This window comes from Candidatus Acidulodesulfobacterium ferriphilum (assembly GCA_004195035.1).
Taxonomy (GTDB): Bacteria; SZUA-79; SZUA-79; order Acidulodesulfobacterales; family Acidulodesulfobacteraceae; genus Acidulodesulfobacterium; species Acidulodesulfobacterium ferriphilum.
Window position 1 is genome coordinate 36,215 of record SGBD01000004.1, and the last position, 19,022, is coordinate 55,236.

Sequence of the window (19,022 nt, forward strand, 5' to 3'; positions counted from 1 at the left end):
TAATCTTTTAAAATTTTTAGGTGCATTATTATATTTTATTATTATATTTGTCTTTATTTTTTATATCGCATATATTATCTTAAAGTCAAGAAAAATCTTTACCTTCCCGATTTTTTAAATTATTAAAATGCTTTCAAATTTCCATACCCTAAAAATAACCTAAAAATAAGTATTGAATTATTTTTAAAATATGATATAAAATAAACTGAAGCTTAAAAAGACAGGACAATATAAATATAAACAAACTTATGCAACCAAAACTACATAATTACTGCATCGAAAAAACATTCGAACTGCTTTATAACGATTCGAAGCATGATGTCATAGATACCATTTTTAACCGCGATATTTCGGGCTTGAAACCCGATGAACGCATTAAACTAATGCAACGCGGCTCTTACATTATAGACAGGCTTGCCATTAAAAAATTAAGGGTTCACTGGTTTGGCGGACATTACTTATACCCTCACTCTCATGCGGGCTACATCAGGGGATTTTCGGACGCCGGCACAAAATGCGTCCAGCTGTTTAATATTGCCGCAAAAGATTGGGAAAAGGGGCGGTTTAAAAGGTCATTCATAGCATTAGGCGGAGCGACGCATCTCGTTCAGGACCTGTGCATACCGTTTCACACTACTAATCTGGCATTAAGGAAACATGTTCTTTTTGAAAGATGGATGTCATCGCATTATCTGGATGTAAATTTACCTTTAGAAAACGGAATATACAAATTTAAGCCTTTAAAAGGGCATTATAACGACAAACACCCCTTTGGCTGGGTTGATTACAACGCTCATAATTCTTCGAAATACCTGCCTGAATTATTATATGCAAGAACAAAAATGGAATATTTTAATTCACTCGGTAGAATCCTGCCCGAAGCCATAAAAACATCAGCCGGTTTTCTTGAATTATTCACAAAAAGGGTTAATGGAATCAAAAATTGAAATTTGTCAGAATCATGGGTTGACAAAAAATCTTTATTCCTGCCACGGCGGCAACATATTATCATATACAAAAGATTTATACGGCGGCATTAATAATGCAGGTAGTTTTAATCCTTCACGGCTAAAAATAATAGATTTTTCCGCAGGCATAAATCCATTCGGCTTAAGTAAAAATGCCGTTAAAATCATAAAAAATTACAGGCTGACAAAATTTTTCGTCGAAAATTACCCTGAAAGCTACCCTGAAACCCTGACAGACGCATTATCCATTTATCATAATATAAGTAAAGACTTGTTATTTCTAGGGGCAGGAGCAACCGACCTTATTTTCAACATTACACAGGTTATAAAGCCGGAAACTGTCCTTATAGTCGAACCGTCTTTTTATGAATACGAAAGGGCGGCAATATCGGTAAAATCCTCTCTTATTCATATAAATACATATCCTGCCGATAATTTCAGGCTTTTAAAAAAAAGCTATTTGAATCTTTTAAAAAATATCGGAAAGATAAACAAAAACGATATGGTTTTCATAGCAAGTCCTTCAAATCCGGCAGGAGCCGTTACCACTTTGGACAGTATTAAGGAAATATTAAACCTGCTAAAAAAGAAGGATGCTTTTTTAGTTTTGGATGAATCGTTTATGGATTTTTGCGAGAAATTTTCGGCTAAGCGCCTGACACGCAAATATAATAATTTAATTATAATCCGTTCTTTAACAAAATTTTTTGCAATGCCCGGCGAAAGATTAGGTTACATAATAGCGAATAATGAATTAATCGATAAATTTTTCGACAATATTATTCCATGGAAAATAACCGGTCTTGGAACGGCAATTGCAATCAGTTCTTTAAATGATGGGGATTATATTATAAATACCGCGCAAAAATTAGAAAACATAAAATATAATCTTCACGGCAGACTAAAAGCTTTTAACGCGTTCGAAATAATACCAGGCGAAGCAAATTTCTTTTTAATAAGAATTAAATCCAAAAAGTTTAACGGATTGGATTTAAAAAACTATTTGCTTAAATCGGGTATTTTAATTAGATATTGCGGAAATTATCACGGTCTTGACGATAAATATTTCAGGATAGCCGTCCGAAAGAAATTAGAAAATGATTATTTGATCGGCAAGTTGAAAGAATTTGCCCTGTCATTATGAAAATAATCGTATATATTCCGCGCCGCCATTTTATTGACGCCTTTAATATCGGATAGCCGGACCAAAGAAGCGTTTTTCACATTTTCCACGCTCCCCAGACTATCCATTAAATTCTTGTAAACCGTTCTTCCAACCCCTTTGATGTTTAATAATTCGGAGGAAACTAACGACTTCCGCTTAAGTTTAGAAAAATACGACACGGCAAACCTGTGCGCTTCGTCTCTTAAGCGCATCAGTAAAAAAATTGCCTCTTTATTCTTTCCGAAATTAACCTCGTTCTTTCTGTTCGGCAAATAAATATTATCCGTTTCGATATTTTTACCGCTGTCTTTTGCCTTTGCAATTGCAATTAGCGCAGGCATATCTTTGGCGTCTATCAGTCCTTTTTTCTTAAATTCATTCGACACCCTTACCAAAACATTTAATTGCCCCTTTCCGCCATCCGCCATAATTAAATCAGGCAGCGGGTCTTTTCCTGCCGCCGCATTATTAAACCGCCTGTACAAAGCCTCATACATCATGGCATAATCATCAGGGGTATTTTTTGACCTGATCCTGTATTTTCTATATAATGAGGTATCCTTTTTACCGTTATTAAGAACGGACTTGGAAGCAACCGCATAAGTCCCCGATATATTGGAAATATCAAAACATTCAATAATTTCAGGGATTTTATCAAGGCGCAGAACATCCTTTAATATGCCGAGCAGTTTTTCTTCCCCGCCTTTGCCGTCCGCGCCCTTTTCTCCTTCGTTACCTGTTCTTGCCTGTCCGTCCCCGTCCGCCTTTTCCAAAAAATTCTTTTTTGCATTTTCCAATGCCATTGCTATTATAATATCGCCGTATTTATTCTTTTTTCCGCTATAAACTGTTTTACCGGCGCTGATAATTTTCACCTTTTTGGCCGAAAATTGTTTAATATAACTTAAAAGGCTGTTTTTATCATCGATATTTATGTTTACAGGAATTAAGATTTCATCAGAAATCTTTCCGTCTATTTCCAAATTTTTGGAATAATACTGGTTTAAAAAAGCGGAAAGCATTTCATCGTCATTTAAGTATATGTTTTTAAAGAAAAAATTTTTCGTGCCTACAATTTTTCCGCCTCTAATAATTATTACGACGACGTCCATCTTGCCTTTTTCGCCGTAAAACCCTATCGCATCTATATCTTTTTCATTTTTTAATACGGTTATCTGCTTTTCGTTGATTATAGTTATCGCGTTAATTTTATCTCTGATTTTTATAGCCGCCTCAAAATTTAATCCCCTTACATATCCGTCCATAGACCGCTTTAATTCCTTTAACAACTGCCTGTTTTTTCCGCCCAGTAGGAGCCTTATTCCCTCCACCCTTTCCCTATAGCTTTCAATTCCGATATATCCGCAGCACGGGGCGGCGCACCTGTTTATCTGGTAATAAAGACACGGCTTTTTTTTAACGGCATAAGAATTGAATTTATTGTCGGTGCAAGTCCTTATTTTAAATATCTTGTTTATCGTTTTTATCGTTTGCGTTACGGCAAAAGAGCTTGAATATGGGCCAAAATACTCCCCGTCGCCTTTTTTAAAACTTCTTGTTTTTATGATGTAGGGAAAGCCTGTTTTTGACTTTGCTATCCTGATGTAAGGGTAAGATTTGTCATCCTTAAGGCTTATGTTATATTTAGGTTTATATTGCTTTATTAAGTTATTTTCAAGTAAAAAGGCATCCAGTTCGTTTTGAGAAACTATCGTTTCGATATCATGAATTTTCGAAACAAGATGCTCCGTCTTCACGCCGGCTTTTTTATTCGAAAAATATTGTAAAATCCTCTTTTTTAAATTTTTTGCCTTGCCGATATATATTACATCCCCGCTCATGTTTTTCATAAGATAAACCCCGGAGGACTGCGGAATGTTTTTAAGTTTGGCGGTTAAATCTTCATTCATGGCATAATCAAATATTATCCATTAACATCATATTCTTTTTAACCCTGTTAATTTCGTCCCTGATACGCGCTGCTTCCTCAAAATTCAGTTCTTTGGCAGCCTTTTTCATTTTTTTGGAAAGATTCCTGATTCTTTTTTCAGCCTCTTTCGGATCTATTATTAAAGGTTCTCCCCCGCTTAACCCTCCGGATAAATCGATATAATCCTGTTCAAAAATTGTCGTCAAAAGTTCGGATATATTTTTTTGAATGGATTTAGGGGTTATGTTATGTTTTTTGTTATACTCCTCTTGAATTTTCCTTCTTCTTTCCGTTTCCGATATGGCATACCGCATCGATTCGGTAATTTTATTGCCGTATAATATAACCCTGCCCTTGATATTCCTTGCCGCTCTTCCTATCGTCTGAACCAGCGATGTTTTAGAACGCAAAAAACCTTCTTTGTCGGCGTCTAAAATTCCGATCAACTCAACTTCCGGAAGGTCTAATCCTTCTCTTAAAAGATTTATTCCGACGAGGACATCGAACTCGCCAAGCCTTAACTCCCTTACAATCTTAAACCTCTCTAACGAATCTATATCCGAATGCAAATACTTTGCCTTAACCCCGCTATCTAATAAAAATTCCGTCAAATCCTCGGACATTCTTTTTGTCAGCGTAGTAACAAGCACCCTGCCTCCCTCGTTAACGGTCTTTTTGATTTCCCCTATAATATCGTCAACCTGATTGGTTTCAGGTCTAACCTCCACATGCGGGTCTATTAAACCCGTCGGGCGGATTATCTGCTCCACGACCCGGGAGCTGACGCTTAGTTCATATTCCGCCGGCGTTGCCGAAACAAATATAAGATTATTTATATGGGATGAAAATTCGTCGAAATTTAAAGGGCGGTTGTCGAGCGCGCAGGGAAGCCTGAATCCGTATTCGACAAGCGTCGATTTCCTTGAAATATCCCCGTTGTACATTCCCCTGATTTGCGGAACGCTGACATGGGACTCGTCAATCATGATAATAAAATCATCAGGAAAATAATCGAGAAGGGTTGGGGGCGGCTCGCCCTTTTTTCTGCCTGTTAAATGCCTCGAATAGTTTTCGATACCCGAACAATAACCCATCTCTTGAATCATTTCGAGGTCGTACATAGTCCTCTGCTCAAGCCTCTGCGCCTCGACAAGCTTGCCTGATGATTTAAGTTCTATCAATCTTTCTTTCAGCTCTCCCTTAATAGACTTAACGGCGCCCTGCAAGGTTACCTCGTCCGCGACATAATGCGACGCGGGATAAATTGCAGCCTTTGAAAGTCTCCTTATAATTGCACCTCTAAGCGGGTCGATCTCCGCTATCAAAGAAACTTCGTTTCCAAAAAACTCTATTCTTATTGCAACCTCTTCTTCGTAAGCTGGAAAAATGTCGATTATATCCCCTCTCACCCTGAATGTCCCTCTGTGAAAATCTACATCGTTTCTTTCGTATCTTATCTCGGTCAGCTTGTCCAAAATATCGCTAAAATTGACCTCGTCCCCCTTTTTTACCTCAAGGAGCATATTTCTATAGCTTTGCGGCGAACCAAGCCCATATATGCAGGAAACGGACGCGATAACTATAACATCCCTCCTTGAAAGAATAGAACGGGTTGCCGAATGCTTCATTTTATCTATCTGGTCGTTAATAGCGGAATCTTTTTCTATATAAAGGTCTTTTGACGGAACATATGCTTCCGGCTGATAATAATCGTAATAACTTATAAAAAACTCGACGGCATTTTCGGGAAACAATGCTTTAAATTCGGAATAAAGCTGTCCCGCAAGGGTTTTATTCGGCGCAATTATCAAAGCCGGACTTTCGAGTTCTTTGATAACCTGCGCCATCGTAAATGTCTTTCCCGAGCCCGTCACGCCCAAAAGCGTCTGATACTTATAGCTTTTACCCTTTATCCCTTTAACTAACGAATCTATCGCCTCTGGCTGGTCGCCTGCGGGGGTGTTTTCCGAAACAAGGTTGAACAATGACATAATAGACTATTATAACATTTTTTGGGGTTTTGAATTACTATTTCATGAAGCTTTATTGCACAGCAAGGAATAAGAGCAGTATTCGCAAGTCTTAATATCGGAATTATCGGGAATAAACGGTTTTTCTTTATCCAGCATTTCTTCTATTATATTTTTTAACGAGGGAAGAATTATCTTTTCCATAATTTCGTCTTTATCAGCGCTATTAATTTTTTCTTTATCAAATAAATACTGCCTGTGTCCCCTGCTGCCCGTTTTTTTATCCAATGTTATTAAGTTAATGCAGGCGTTTAAATTTTTATAACCTCCGGTGTTGTGTTCCGACTTGTAAAGATAAAGATAAACAGGGAGCTGAAATGATTTTATAAGTTCTTTAACTTTGCTTCTATCGGGTATGCCCGATATAGCCGAAATATCACCCGCAAGACCGCTTCTGCTATTACATTTATATTCTAAAATCTTCTCGATATCCGGTTTAACAGGTGATCTGCCCGTTTTATAATCTATGATAAGGATATTTTCGTTTTCTTTGATTTCTTGATTCCTTTCGTTATTCTCTCTGCTTTTGTATATATCTTTATACATATCGATTCTATCGATTATGCCGTAGAGTTTTATTGTTTTAGTTTTCTCCCATTGTTTGCCGCCCGCAATTATAAATTCTGCTTCCTTCTTAGTTTCTAAATCTAAAATTTCCATGCAGGTTTTATTCCAGTCATAACTCCTGAGGTCTTTTTTGATGAAATTATATAATAATTTTTTTGCCGTTTCTTTAACGAGAAAAAATTCGCCGTTGTCTATATCTACTTCTAATTCTTTAAGCATATCCGGGCTTTCTATGATATTATCTAAAATATTATCTAATGCGGGTTCTAAATAGCGGTCGGCGTTATAATCAGCCCCATAATTATTTCCTTCTATGAATTGTTTAAAATTATATCTATTTTCCTTGATACCTTCATAAAATTTTTTAAGGATACTATGGATAAATATTCCTGTTTTGTCCGCCCCTATCCTTTTGCCCTGCTCTTTAATTTCTTCAAGGCGGATAATGTATCTATAATAAAACTGCATAGGGCAATTAATATATGTATCTATGGCGGAAACCGATATTTTTTTCATTAAATCGCCCAATATTTTTAAAACTTCATCGCTTTTTTTAATTTCGAAATCGCTTTCTCCGCCTTGAGATTCTTGAAATATTATCGTTTTGAAACCTAAATGGTTTACCTTATCTTCTATATCGAGTTTTTTTGTCTTTTTCTCCTCATCCCAAATAATCTCTTCTATCAACCTGCTTCTAATTCTCTTATCGTTTTTAATATAAACGATATGAGCCTCTCTGGACCCGAATACAAGCCTTCTGAAATGATAGCGATACAGCGCTTCATAATCGTTATAAGTAAATAAACCTAAACTTTTTCTCACAAGATACGGCAGGAACGGATCGAATTTCTTTACCTGCGGCAAAACATCTTCGTTTGCATCGAATATCGCAACCCTGTCAAACTTAAGAACGCGGGTCTCGAGGATTCCCATTATTTGCAAACCCTTAAGCGGAATTCCGTTAAATGCGATAGACTCGTTATCCATATAGTATTTAAATAATCTAAATACCGATTTTTTTGATGCGGGTTCATTATTAAAATATGAATCTTTAAATAAATTTACAGCCTCTATCATTTTTTTGGTAAATTCCGGCGAAAGCTTATATTTCAGAGCATCGTTATTTTCTTTTGTTATTAAATTAACGATTTTTATCAAATTGGATGCAAAGTCTTTTGCCGTTGTTTTATTATCTTCGAAATTTTTAAAAAAATATTCATGAACGGTCTTTATTATATTTGCCGCGGATGCGTCTGCAGCGTTTTTGTTTATTAAATAATTATTTTCTATCTCATTAAGGCTTATGAATATATCTCCGTTTTTTACGATAAGATTTTCTATATTATTTATTGCGGATATAGTTTTTATTCCGCCCAATGTTTTAATATATGGATGCTTCACCAAATTTATATAATCCTTTGCCTGATATTCAGGCTCTATTTTGGGGTTAGCAAACCCTCCGCGCGCGGATATTTTGCTTTGGACCGACATCTGAGCCTTATATATAAGCTCTATCAATGAATAAAGCGGGGTTCTTTTTAGAGGATAACCCATGGTTATGTTGCAACCCGCATCGATGTAGTCCATAATATGATAAAGAAAAGGTAAAAGCGTATTGGAATCGGGCAAAACAACGGCATTTTTTTGGGGATCTAATTTATTTTCATCGAAAATTTCATTTCCGGCAAGCAACTCGGAATGGGTATCGAACCCTTCATAAAAAAATAAAGAGGTGTCATATTCGTTAATAGGGGTTGGGGTTTCGGCCGCGCCCATTTTTGTTATGCAAACTATTTCCGCTTTATCTAACGATTTTTTTAAATTTACGACTATATTATCTTTTAAATACTCCTCTTCTTTTAAAGATTCTATCTGAGTATAAAATTCTGCAATCCCGTTCTTTATTAGAGGCTTTATGACATCCGACTCTGCCCTGTTAAGAAAAATTAGGCCCGCAAAATATATTTTTTCGAATTCGTTAATTACAGACTTAGGCGCATTATTATTTAAAAATTTAGATGCTTCTATATAATTTAAACCTGCAGTCGTTAAATTCTCTTCCCTTAATTTTTCATGAAATTTATGTCTAATTACAGGCAAATAATTATAAAATTTGCTCATATTTTCAGGTATAGCCGCAATATAGGATTCCACCCTGCTAATACTTTCGTTATTCACCGACCCCGCATCGAGTTCGTTAATCGTATTAAATAATTGCATCCCCCATAAAAAGAAATCTTCGAACTTATCCGTGTCCTTAAAAAATTTTAAATCGGTTTCATCTTTAACGATATTATACAAAAACCAGGAGGCATTTATAGCGTTAATTTCCGCTTTGGAGCCGGAACTTTTTTCGGCAATGAATTTTATAAATTCGCTTAGCGAAAATATAGCAGGGGGATAATAAGGAGACTCAAGTTTATTTGCAAGAATAGACCTTAAATATAATGCCGGCCTTTTCCCCGGAAATACCACCGCATATTTTGAAAAATCTTTGTTTAACCCCTTCAACCCGTTATCAATACTGCCGCTCCTGCCATTGCCTACGTTATTATCTCTATTATTCACATTTAATCCGGGGTTTATATCCTCTATAAGTTTATCCGCTATATATTCCAAAAGAAAATCTTTATAAGAAAGCGCATATATATTCATGAAACCTTTTCAACCCTTTTTTCATCGGTATATAAAATATATCCGCTTATATCTATGTCCGGCTTGCAGGTCTTGCAGGTATTGCTGATATTTGAATATATACCCGCAAGTATATCGATGTATTCCCTGACCTGTTTTTTGTATTTAACGGATTTAGTTTCGTCAAGCCTGCCAGTTTTATAATCTATCACCGCTATGCTACCTGAACATATTACAAGCCTGTCTATTCTTTTAAGCTCTCCTGCATAATTTACCGTCTCTTTTTCGTTAAAATTCATGGCATTTTTATCGTTTATAAAAAACCAGTCTTTAACTTCATTTATACTTAATAAATCTATAATGTCTTTTTTAATTATTTCTCTTTCCGAATCGCCTATTTCTATAAAATAATTTTGCGATTTAATAAATTCACGGGTTGCCTCCGGAATAATTTTATCTAATTCGGCTTCATAATTATTTTCGTTTAAAAAATTTATTTTCGATAATATAAAATGCACAATATTTCCTTTTAACAAACCCTTTTTTATATTTTCATCCAAAATAAAGGAAATGTCTTCTTTTTGATATACCCCGTATAAATGTTGTTTCCAATCGTAATTTTTAAATCTCCGGCTAATATTGTTTAATATATTAAAGGATGCGGCAGAATCCTCGTTATTGCATTCATCTAAATAATTTTTTTTACTTCCGATTTCTAAAGTATTTACATCTTCCCCCATATTATCGTCGAAAAAAAGATCAATTAATTTGTTATTACCGTTTCCGAATTTGCAAGGTATCAGTATATAAAGCTCCTCTTTCGCCCTTGTTGACGAGACATAAAAAAGGTTTAATTCATCGATAAACCTCATAGATTTTTCATAAATATATGCTTTTATCTCATCTAAATTTTCGTCGATACTTAATAAAAAATCCTGATTGTCTTTATTTGCGTAATAAAGTTTAATATAGCCGTCTTTATTTTGAGGTTCATTGTATTCTTCGTAACCGGCGCATATATCACCTTTGTATTGACTGCCGCTATATTCCAAAACGATCTCGTTAACGGGAGTTATTTTAATACCCGCATAGGGTATAATTACAACCGGGAATTGGAGACCTTTAGCCTTATGCATGGTCAAAACATTTACGGCGTAATTTGCCGAATCGAGCTTTACTAAAAACTGATCATTTTCCTGCTTATCGTCCTTAAAAAAATCGATAAACATATCTAGGGTGTTTTCGCCCTCCTGTTCCCTGTTTTTTATAATCTCGAGCAGATGCATAAAGAATCCGAGATTATCTTTAAATCTTTCGTAAATGTTAAATTTTTCGTACAATTTACATACGGTATCGTAAGCAGGATAATATCCCGCGCCGTTAAACAGCTCTTCGATGTAATTATCCCATATGTCTTGCCCGTTGCGGCTGCCGTTATTTAGCTGCCATTTTTTAAACTCTATATAAATAAAATCCGTCTTCCTGCTGTTTAAGATAAAATCATTTATTTCCTGTCTCGATGTTAAATCAGATTGAATAACTCCTGCAAAAATTTTTCCGCTGATAAAATTAATAAACGAAAGGTTGTCCGCGGGCTTATTAAGGAATTTCAAAAAGGAAATAACTTCTTTGATTAAAGGATTATTTCTTATATCTGCGCTCTGTTCGGATTCCACGGGAATATTTTCCCGTTTAAGCTTAAGAACGAGACCTGCGGATTCCTGATTGGTCCTTGTTAAAATTGCAATATCTTTAAAGCCGTATTTACCGCTGTTCGTTAAATCTTTTATAATCCTTACTACTTTATTTGCGCATTTTTCTTTAACACCGGCGTCTAAAACATCATCCTGAGGCAAACCGTTTTCGAGGCTGCTGTCGTTTCCCGCTCCCTGTTTATAAGTCTCTGCGCCCTGTTCTTCAGCTTTATCCTTATCCTTATCCTTGCCGTTGCCATTTTCGTTATCCTTTAAAAATCGTTCTATATAAATATAACCTTTAAAATCATCATTAATATCCTGATGATTATCGGGCATATGCTGTTCGTGGTCTTTATAAACATTTTCTATAAGATTGCCTGTCATCTCATCTTCTATATTTTTAATCGTTTTTTGAGCTTTATCCTGATTACCTTTATCCTTGCCTTTACCTTTATATAATAACTTTTCGGCAAGATTTTGAGGGTTAAATGTTTCGTTAAAAAAATCGATAAGCGCTTTTTTAGACCTGAAATTATTCTCAAGTTTTTCTAAATAACAATTTCCGCTATTTATGATATTGCCGTAAAAATAGTTAACAATGCCGTCGAAAAGACTTGCATCACTGCCTTTAAATCTATAAATCGACTGCTTTTTATCTCCTACATAAAAAATGGAGCCGCCGTTTGAGATGCTGTTTTCCACTAAAGCCTTAATATTTTCCCACTGAAGCCTGTCGGTATCCTGAAACTCATCGATTAGATAATGGTAGATTTGCTCCCCGATATTAAAATAAATATCGGGAACTTTGTTGTTATTAATTAACTCATTAACCCTTATTTTTAATTCGTCTATAAATATAACGCCGTCGTTTTTAGATTTTTCGGCGATAACGCTTTTAATTTCTTTTAATATTTTTATGTACGAATAGAACCTTATCCTGTTAACGGTTAAAATTATATCTCTTATGCCTGCTCTTATATCATCCCAGATTTGCTGAAGGCCTGTTAATAAATCTTGATTTTTTAAATTTTTAGAATTAGTAATTATATCTTTTACAGATTGTCTTTGCCAGTATTTGGAAACGAAATCTCTTCCCGTATTTTTTTCCAACCCGTTTTGAAATGTTTTATGCAATCCTATTTTATATGATTTATCCAACCCGTTAATTTCATCTATTAAATTTAATAAATTTCTTAATTTTCCTCCGCATGAGGGAAAATTTCCGAAAGGTTTTTCTATGTTTATTATATCTTTCGTTAATGCTTCTATATACCTGTGGGTTTTGTCCTGAAAATCTTTATCTTCACAAATTTCGAAATATTTTCCGCTCGTATTTTCAATTGCTCTCAAATCTTTTATAATACCGGCAATTACGAAACGGGGATTGAGTCCTGTTTTGCCTTCTATGTCCGTATAATTTTTAATAAAATCCTGAAAGATTTTTTTAATCTCCGCGTCTTCGTTTACCGTTAAAAGCAGTTTATCTATTGCAAAATCGATGTACGGCAGCGGATTCACCCTTATATCGAACCCGGGCGCTATACCTGTTTCCGGCAAAGACGCTTTAATTATTTCCGTTAAAAAACTATCGATTGTCTTAATATTAAAATCGGAGTAATTTCTTATTATATTGTCAACTAAATCGGCCGCTTTGTTTATGAGGGCGGCATCGTCGTCTTTCCCATCTTTTACGCCGGTTAAACCCGTGACGCATTTTATTTGATTTAATGCCTGCTTTTCGCCTATCGCGATAGATTTTAATAACTTTAATATACGTTCCTTCATCTCGGATGCGGCTTTGTTGGTAAAGGTAATGGCTACAATATTATTAAGGCCGTTTGTGTTTATCCCTTCTATCCCTCTTTTTATATTTGCCGACAGAAGAAACTGCGCATATCGTAACGAAAGGTTGTGGGTTTTACCGCTTCCTGCGGAAGCCGATAATTGATAGATGTGGGGGAAAACGAGGTCTTTGTCTTTTTTAAGGACATTATTCATTAGTTTCAAAGTTTACGGAAAAAGCATTTTTTATTTATTTTTTTAATCTCTTAAACTCAATAAATAATATTGGATTTCCTATCCCATATTTTAATAAAATTTACTATTGCCATTTTTATCACATATTTATTGGTTATATATGTTGCATTATTATCCTGGTTTGAAGGCGAGCCGCAATTGCCGTAATAACATGATGCTCCTTCCGCCGAAGGCGACCAGTTTGCCGAACCCTCTCTAAAAACAATGCCAGGAATTATGAATATCTTGTCATGCATAATATTCCAAAAACCCTTGTCCCTTTTAGCTTTAATATAAATGTTCCTGACATGTTCAAGCATATAAGTTCTGTCGGTTCTATCTTTCATTTGCTTGTCATCCCTGTAAATATATATTTTTACCCCTTCATGAGCTAACTTAATCAGTTCTTTTGCGATTTTATAATCGGTAAACGAGTACATTGCTATATAAAGTCTTTTTGCAAAAACCGCCTTCTTAAGCCAATAAATATCTATTTTTTGGAGATTGGCCTCAGGCGAATAATAGGTGTAGGAGACTGCAAAAGCAGGGTCGGGATTTATAATAAAAATAACAGCCATGCTAAATATAATAAATATAACCGGTATAAAAAAATTTAATCCATGTATAAGTATAACTTTTTTCATAGTTTATCCCTTTTTCATTATAGCATATATGCTTTTTTATGCGCCGTGAAGGGCTTGAAAAATGGAGCGGGCAACCGGGTTCGAACCGGCGACACCAAGCTTGGGAAGCTTGTACTCTACCAACTGAGCTATGCCCGCTTATAGGAATAAAAAATTAAACCGCAACTTGCGATGTTGCGTATAACCATTATTAATATATCATAAAAATAAAAAGCTGTAAATAATTTTGGGAAGAACGGCCAAATTTTAAGCCCGCGCCTTTCACGCCCTGCCCGCCGCCTCCTCAAATTCCTGAGGAAGCATAACCAAGGGCTTAAGATTGTAGGCATCTTGAAAGGATTTTGCGAGAGCTTCGGAAAGGCTGCGGAAACTTAAGTCAAATTTTTTACCAACCCTGTTCAGTTCCTGTTTTATACCGGTGATATTATTAAAATATCCGGCGTTAAAATTACCGCTCTCGAATAACTCGATATGCTCAAGCGGGTTATAGTCGGTATAAATCGAACCGTGCTGTAAAAATGCCGTTTCGCCGCGTCTCTGCGAATTGCCGCAAATCTTTTTACCCCCGAATGTTATCTCGTATGAATGGGCTTTTAAAAAACAGTTAAAATCGCTTTTTTTAACCGGTTTATCGATTTTATCGCCGTTTTGACGATTAAAGCCGTTATTATCGGGATTTAAACCTAAGCCGGTAAAAAAAAGGCGCAAAAATTCGCCGACTTTTTTATAAGTTTCCAAAAGTTTCCCTGCAAAAATGCCGCTTTTATATGACGACACTACGCAATAAGTTATCTCGTTTTTATGCAATACCGCTCTTCCCCCCGTCGGTCTTCTAACAATATCGTAATGTTTATTTTTTGCTTTTAAAATAATGCTTTCGCGTGTCTCTTCATCTTTTTGGAAAAATCCTAAAGAAAGAGCGGGCGGGGAAAAATAATACAGTCTTAATGTAGGACGGCTTGAAAAATCGCCCCCTGTCCTATATTTATTCAATAAAAATAAATCGGCGGCCATGTTAACGCCGCCGGGACATCCGCCTGAAATTATCAGGTTAAAACAACCATCCGAATAGCAGTTCATTATTTATTTTTATTATTATCCATTATTTTCTAAATATTCTTCGTAATCCAGATTATCCATGAGGTCATTTAAATCATTTTCGTTCGTAAGCTTGATCTCTAGCAGCCATCCTGAATCATATGGTTCCTCGTTTACAAGCTCCGGTTCATCCTTTAATGATTCGTTAACCCGAACCACATGTCCGCTCACGGGGGCATACAGTTCCGAAACCGACTTTGCCGATTCGATAGTCCCGAAAGACTCATTTTGCTCAAGCTCGTAACCGGGTTCTGGCAGGTCAACATAAATTATATCTCCAAGCTGATCCTGCGCATAATCGGTAACCCCTATAAGCGCATTATCCCTATTAACTTTAACCCAGATATGTTCTGTATTATATTTTAAATTTTTCGGAAACTCCATAAATCCCCCTTTCTTTGTTTTATTATTTTTACATATAAATGCGATAATTATAATATAAACATTTTTTAAAAAAATTCAAATAAAAATTTAACGGTTCGGCTTTGCCTTACCTTTCGATAAACCTCTGAACATACCCTATGTCAACCCTGCCTGAAATATAATCGCTATCGTTTAATATCCTTTTAAGAAAGGGAATGTTTGTTTCGATACCTTCAATCTGAAATTCGTTTAATGCGTTTTTAGCCTTATTGATTGCACCCAGTCTGGTCGAATCATGCACTATTAATTTGGCAATTAAAGAATCATAAAACGGCTGGACGGTGTATCCGCAATAGGCAAAATCGTCAACCCTGACATTTAATCCGCCGGGCTTATTGTAAAATGTAATCAAGCCGGGGGAGGGTTGAAAATTTACCGGATTTTCGGCATTTACTCTTAACTCGATACTGTAACCCTTAATTTTCACATCTTCCTGCTTTATTTTAAGTTTTTCTCCGTTCGCAATTCGGATCTGCTCTTTAATGATATCCGTATTTGTGACAAATTCGGTAACCGGGTGTTCAACCTGAACCCTTGTGTTTACTTCCATAAAGTAAAATTCGCCGCCGGCATCCAAAAGAAACTCAAATGTAGCCGCATTGACATAATTTACTTCCTTAACAACCTTTAATATAGATTCGCCTATTTTTTTTCTCACGGCGGATTTTACGGCAATAGAGGGGGCTTCTTCGATAATCTTTTGATGCCTTCTCTGGATGGAACAATCCCTTTCCCCGAGGTACACGGCATTACCGTACCTGTCGGCAAGAATCTGAAACTCGACATGCCTTGGATTTTCGCAATATTTCTCTAAATAAACATCCTTATCCCCAAAAAAAGACTGCGCCTCCTGCCTTGCCTGATGATAAGCCTGAGATAAATGGGCCGGCGTCAAAACCATTTTTATTCCCCTTCCTCCTCCGCCCATAGAGGCTTTAAGTATTAAGGGATAACCTATTTTCCCCGCGGCTTTTTTTATATCTTCCTCATTATCTCCGATATCATCGCTTCCAGGTAATACTGGAATACCTAAACTTTTAACAAGTTTTCTCGCATTTCTTTTATTCCCCAGCAGGCTCATATTCTCCGATGAGGGTCCTATGAATTTTATGCCGCAATTTTCACAAATTTCTGCAAAATTGGCATTTTCGGACAAAAAACCGTATCCGGGATGGATGGCTTCGCTGTCCGTTATCTCTGCAGCGGATATAATGGAAGATATATTTAAATAACTTTTTGCGGTTGGCGGCGGACCGATACATATGCTTTCATCGGCATACCTCACATGAAGACTGTCCCTATCGGCAGTTGAATAGACAGCAACGGTTTTAATACCCAATTCTTTGCATGCCCTTATAATTCTGACTGCTATCTCGCCTCTATTGGCTATTAATATCTTTCTAAACATATATTTTTATAGGGGCTCCACAAGAAATAAGGGCTGCCCATATTCCACCAATTGCCCGTTTTCAACAAGGATGGAAACAATACGGCATTTTATATCTACCTCAATCTCGTTCATTATCTTCATGGCTTCTATAACACAAACAGGGCTGTTTTTTTCTACAACGGAATCTACCTCGACAAACGGCGGTTTATCCGGGGATGGAGACCTGTAAAAAGAACCCACGAACGGCGATACTATTTCCTTCAGAGTTTCTTTTTTTGATGCAGGTTCCGCTAATTCGGATTTTAGAATTTGTGCCCTTTGCGCAGAAAGCTCGGTTAACTCGGCATGCTCGATACCTTCAATTTGCGCCAAATACTCCTTTTTTTCACGAACCCTGTGCTTCAAATCCTGCGCTGCCGTTTCTTCATGGCTTAATTTGACCGAAACCTCTTCGTCGCCTTTCTTATAGTAAAATTCTTTAATTTTATTAGATTTAATAAATTTTATTAAATCCTTTATATCATTTATATTCATCGGCTTATAAGGCTTTTGTTATTTTATTATTTGTTATTTTAAACTAACCCTTTCTATATATGATTTTGTCCTTGTATCAACCTTAATTATATCACCTTCGTTTAAAAATAGAGGCACATTTATTACAAGACCAGTCTCGAGCGTAGCAGGCTTTGTAGCCCCTGAAACCGTATCGCCCCTCAGTCCAGGCTCCGTTTTTATTATTTTAACTTCAATAAAATTAGGCACCTCGATATTGACGGGCTTGTCGTTGTAATAAAGAACATTAACCTGAATATTTTCGAGCAAAAAGCCTGCGCTGTCGCCAACCGCTTCTTTGCTTATATGTATCTGGTCGTATGTCGCGTTATCCATAAAAATATAATCGTTGCCTTCATAGTAAAGATACTGCATATTTTTTTCTTCCATATTCGGCGTTTCCACCTTTTCGCCGGATCTAAATGTCCTGTCTATTACCTTTCCGTTAATCAGGTTTTTAAGTTTTGTCCTCACGAAAGCCCCGCCCTTTCCCGGCTTTACATGTTGAAAATCAACAATCTCGAAAGGCTCTCTGTCCATCTCTATTCTCAATCCTTTTTTGAAATCCGTTGTGGAATACACAAATAAATACCTCTAAGAAATACCTCTAAGAAACTAGTTAAGTAAATATGCAAATTATATAAATAATAATTTAAACAATTTAAAATAAAATAAAATAAAAATCAACCTTTAATTTTATTAATATATAACTAAATAGTTTTATTTAATTTATTGCAATATATCTTTAACATAAAAACTTTTCTTCTTTATATTCGTAATAACTTGCGCCCCGTCCCTTTCCACATAGCACATATCTTCGATTCTCACGCCAAATTCCCCTTCCAGATAAACTCCCGGTTCAACGGTAAAAACCATCCCCTCTTTAACCGTATCGGCATTTTTATTATAAACATAAGGATACTCGTGTATATCGAGCCCAACCCCGTGTCCGAGAGAGTGGGTAAAATATTTGCCGTATCCTCTTTTTTCTATATAATCTCTTGCGGCTTTATCTAAGTCTTTAAATTTGACCCCGGGTTTTATTTTTGAAATAGCCAATTGCTGCGCAGAATAAACCGCGCCGTAAACATCGGAAAATTTTTTGTCCGGTTTGCCGAAATGAAGCGTTACCGTTTCATCGCTTTTATATCCGTTACATTCCGCTCCAAAATCGAATAACAAAATGCCGTTTCTGTCCACCGGTTTACCTGAAGGCGCCCCGTGGGGCATACTTGAATTTTTATCAGACAGCACAATCGTCTCAAAAGACTCTTTGGAATTATTATTTATCAAGCGCTTTTTATATTCCGCAACAATACCCTGTTCGCTAAATTCTAATCCCGAATCTAACGCCTCTCTCAACGAATTTAAAACTGAATCTTCGGCTATAGAAACAGCTTTTTTTATGTAACTTAGCTCGTTTTTATCCTTTAAAGAACGAATTTTTAATAAAGCATTATGCGAAGGAATTAATTTGACCGAATGCTTAAACGCCTTTTTAAAACTCAGGAATTCTTCGTATGTAAAATAAGGGGATTCAAAAAGTACCGCAGGTTTATATCTATTGCCATTATTGCTATCAATGAATTTTTTCGTTATATCGGCTGCGATATCTTTATATATCTCTTTAACGCCGATTATATTTATATTAAAATCTTTACTTCTGCCTCCATCTTCGGCTTTGCGCACCTCTTTTTTTGCCCGCTGAGCATACCTGCCGTCCACATACAGAGTTATTTTTCCGCTTTCGGACACATAAAGATAACCTTCTCCTGAATAAAAAGTTATATAAAAAATATTACTGCTGTTTTTAATTAAAAAACCGGATGCTTTTTTATTATTTATGGGAAAAATTAAATCCTGAATATTAAGCATGATAACGCGAAATGAAAAGATGCCGATTTTTTC

The 19,022-nt window shown here is 36.0% G+C and carries 13 protein-coding genes and 1 tRNA gene; 2 read left to right on the forward strand and 12 right to left on the reverse strand.

Going from position 1 to position 19,022, the window contains the following annotated elements:
• The first annotated feature begins 248 nt into the window (after nucleotides 1-248).
• Nucleotides 249-947 carry a hypothetical protein gene (locus EVJ47_07265; GenBank protein RZD14026.1) on the forward strand — a complete coding sequence of 233 codons (699 nt, stop codon included), beginning with the start codon at nucleotides 249-251 and terminating at the stop codon, nucleotides 945-947.
• Nucleotides 931-2,112 (forward strand): aminotransferase class I/II-fold pyridoxal phosphate-dependent enzyme, encoded by a 1,182-nt coding sequence (locus tag EVJ47_07270; GenBank protein ID RZD14027.1) that lies wholly within the window; start codon nucleotides 931-933, stop codon nucleotides 2,110-2,112. Before EVJ47_07265 ends, EVJ47_07270 begins: the two co-directional genes overlap by 17 nt.
• On the opposite strand, the gene uvrC is transcribed toward EVJ47_07270, so the two are convergent.
• The 12 genes from uvrC to EVJ47_07330 form a co-directional block, all read right to left on the reverse strand.
• The gene (gene uvrC / locus EVJ47_07275) at nucleotides 2,070-4,043 is read right to left on the reverse strand and encodes an excinuclease ABC subunit UvrC (GenBank protein ID RZD14028.1); all 1,974 of its coding nucleotides are present in this window, start codon (nucleotides 4,041-4,043) and stop codon (nucleotides 2,070-2,072) included. The genes EVJ47_07270 and uvrC overlap by 43 nt on opposite strands.
• A 7-nt stretch (nucleotides 4,044-4,050) precedes the next feature.
• Nucleotides 4,051-6,054, reverse strand: a complete 2,004-nt coding sequence (gene uvrB / locus EVJ47_07280; protein RZD14029.1) for an excinuclease ABC subunit UvrB — start codon at nucleotides 6,052-6,054, stop codon at nucleotides 4,051-4,053.
• A gap of 42 nt (nucleotides 6,055-6,096) precedes the next feature.
• Entirely contained in the window at nucleotides 6,097-9,315 is a 3,219-nt protein-coding gene (locus EVJ47_07285; protein ID RZD14030.1) for a PD-(D/E)XK nuclease family protein, read from the reverse strand.
• Complete coding sequence (locus tag EVJ47_07290; GenBank protein RZD14031.1) at nucleotides 9,312-12,989, reverse strand: hypothetical protein; 3,678 nt, start codon at nucleotides 12,987-12,989, stop codon at nucleotides 9,312-9,314. The genes EVJ47_07285 and EVJ47_07290 overlap by 4 nt, the downstream gene beginning before the upstream one ends.
• 56 nt (nucleotides 12,990-13,045) lie before the next feature.
• Nucleotides 13,046-13,651 carry a hypothetical protein gene (locus tag EVJ47_07295; GenBank protein ID RZD14032.1) on the reverse strand — a complete coding sequence of 202 codons (606 nt, stop codon included), beginning with the start codon at nucleotides 13,649-13,651 and terminating at the stop codon, nucleotides 13,046-13,048.
• Between the two features lie 62 nt (nucleotides 13,652-13,713).
• Nucleotides 13,714-13,789, reverse strand: a tRNA-Gly gene (locus EVJ47_07300).
• A 123-nt stretch (nucleotides 13,790-13,912) separates the two neighbouring features.
• Nucleotides 13,913-14,731, reverse strand: a complete 819-nt coding sequence (locus EVJ47_07305; GenBank protein RZD14033.1) for a hypothetical protein — start codon at nucleotides 14,729-14,731, stop codon at nucleotides 13,913-13,915.
• Between the two features lie 15 nt (nucleotides 14,732-14,746).
• Nucleotides 14,747-15,133 (reverse strand): glycine cleavage system protein GcvH, encoded by a 387-nt coding sequence (gene gcvH, locus EVJ47_07310; protein RZD14034.1) that lies wholly within the window; start codon nucleotides 15,131-15,133, stop codon nucleotides 14,747-14,749.
• A gap of 106 nt (nucleotides 15,134-15,239) precedes the next feature.
• Nucleotides 15,240-16,580 (reverse strand): acetyl-CoA carboxylase biotin carboxylase subunit, encoded by a 1,341-nt coding sequence (accC, locus tag EVJ47_07315; GenBank protein ID RZD14035.1) that lies wholly within the window; start codon nucleotides 16,578-16,580, stop codon nucleotides 15,240-15,242.
• Between the two features lie 6 nt (nucleotides 16,581-16,586).
• Entirely contained in the window at nucleotides 16,587-17,096 is a 510-nt protein-coding gene (accB, locus tag EVJ47_07320) for an acetyl-CoA carboxylase biotin carboxyl carrier protein (GenBank protein RZD14036.1), read from the reverse strand.
• A gap of 33 nt (nucleotides 17,097-17,129) precedes the next feature.
• Entirely contained in the window at nucleotides 17,130-17,696 is a 567-nt protein-coding gene (efp, locus tag EVJ47_07325) for an elongation factor P (protein ID RZD14037.1), read from the reverse strand.
• 147 nt (nucleotides 17,697-17,843) lie between these two features.
• Nucleotides 17,844-18,989, reverse strand: coding sequence for an aminopeptidase P family protein (locus EVJ47_07330; protein ID RZD14038.1), 1,146 nt, complete (start codon nucleotides 18,987-18,989; stop codon nucleotides 17,844-17,846).
• Nucleotides 18,990-19,022 lie beyond the last annotated feature (33 nt).